Annotated in this window: 1 tRNA gene and 2 pseudogenes; all 3 read right to left on the minus strand. The window is 47.8% G+C overall.

The features are described 5' to 3' along the window. Positions 1-314: 314 nt before the first annotated feature. Positions 315-390: transfer RNA gene (locus QZ506_RS16980), tRNA-Asn, on the minus strand. Positions 391-498: 108 nt separating this feature from the next. Next, positions 499-1,153: pseudogene (locus QZ506_RS16985) on the minus strand (zinc-dependent peptidase); the annotation flags it as partial. Positions 1,154-1,209: 56 nt separating this feature from the next. Beyond that, positions 1,210-1,294: pseudogene (locus QZ506_RS16990) on the minus strand (lipoprotein); the annotation flags it as partial.

Genomic DNA, 1,294 nt, shown 5'->3' on the forward strand with positions numbered 1-1,294 from the left:
AGCCATAAAGGCTGCGGATTCCCTTGACGTAAAATCAGTATGTTAAATCCAGAGCGTGGTGATGCATCCCGGAGCGATCAGCATTTTAATCCAAAACAGGCGTGTCATAACAGCATTATTCCCTATTATTCAACAAAGCCTTCCTGATCGAGAAGCAAAACTAGTCTGAGAATGTCGATTAAATCGCACCTTCCTTAGGCGATGCTCGTAAGCACTATTGAATGATTATGCACGTTGTGAAATGTGGAATTCTGAACGGGTATTCTGAAATATTCCGAAGGGTGGGGGGTACCTATGTAACCCATTGAAAAATTTGGCTCCTCTGACTGGACTCGAACCAGTGACATACGGATTAACAGTCCGCCGTTCTACCGACTGAACTACAGAGGAATTGCGTGAGCGGGGCGAATATTATCGGTCGGCTGGCAGGCTGTCAACGGTAAATTCGCCCGTATTGTCTGATTGCTTAGGTTGTGTACAGCCAAGACCAATTCTTCATCAATATAGCACGGGGGTCCGCTGATTCGCCTGCTGCCAGGATTTTAATCGCGCCAGTGGATCCTGCTGGTAGAAGCGACTAAAACAGCCATAAAGCGTAGGAAAACGTTCGAAAAGAAACTCTGGTGCGCTGAAAAAATATTCAGAGAGTACCGCAAAGCACTCGGTCGGATCCTGGGCCGCATAGTGATCCATGCCGGCGGCATCCTCTCCAACTTGATCGATTTCATCTTGCAGTGCTTCCATGGCTGCATGTAACTGCGTTTCCCACTCTACCACATCTCGTAAAGGAATCGGTGGAATACCGGTAGCTTCACCGCCGTTACGGATATCCAACTTGTGCGTGACTTCATGAATGACCAGATTAAACCCCGATAAATCGAAACTGTCCTGTACTTCTTGCCAGTTCGATATGATGGGACCCTGATCCCAGCTTTGTCCGGATTGCACCACTGGCCCGGCGTGCACCAGACCGATATCATCCTGCCATTCATCATTAACAATAAAAGGGCAGGGATAGATTAACACCTCATGGAAACCGTTTAGCCATTCAATGCCGAGCTTGATAACAACGGGCAAGAAAAACAGCAGTGCGATTCGCTGCTCAATAACGGAAGTCAGCGTCAGTCCCTGTAAAGGAATGTATACGTTTTTGAGGCTTTGTTGAATAAATCAGAACTTGTAACGACTGCGCCCCATACGGGTCGATTGTTACGTGATGCGAATACTGTTCGGCATTCCTGATAGCGTGATCCGGTTAAGCGCTTTGACCATGGCCATGGCTTCACCCACCTGA

This window comes from Candidatus Symbiopectobacterium sp., from assembly GCF_020054415.1.
Taxonomy (GTDB): domain Bacteria; phylum Pseudomonadota; class Gammaproteobacteria; order Enterobacterales; family Enterobacteriaceae; genus Symbiopectobacterium.